Below are 380 nucleotides of genomic sequence, written 5' to 3' on the forward strand. Positions count from 1 at the left end.
GAGCAAAAAAACATTCCTGATCGGATCAGTGAAAAATCATTTGTGGAACAGGGAATAGCTGACACACCAATGCAACACGAGGGAATCAATAGCAAACGGCATGAAAGAAAGGCATTTAATCAACAAGTTAAGAACTATCGTAAGTCCAAAGCTGGCTATAAAAATATGCAGGAGAAAGTAGTTAATCGAGGCCACTTGGATAGCCTAAGTAAACACTTCTCGTTTAACGAGAAAAAAGTGGTCAAAGAGTTAAGCCACGAACTGAAAACTTATATTAGTTTTGAAAGTTTAGATGATAAGCGGCGCATGCTATTTAATTGGAAAAACAGTACCTTAATTAAGCACGCTGTTGGTGAAGATGTCACTAAGCAATTATTGAC

At 37.4% G+C, this 380-nt stretch carries 1 protein-coding gene; it reads left to right on the forward strand.

The window, feature by feature from the left end:
• The coding region (locus FD20_RS12745; protein WP_338040580.1) for a MobA/MobL family protein at nt 1-380 on the forward strand (380 nt) is incomplete at both ends.

Origin of the sequence: Liquorilactobacillus uvarum DSM 19971, assembly GCF_001434935.1 — a bacterium.
GTDB lineage: Bacteria > Bacillota > Bacilli > Lactobacillales > Lactobacillaceae > Liquorilactobacillus > Liquorilactobacillus uvarum.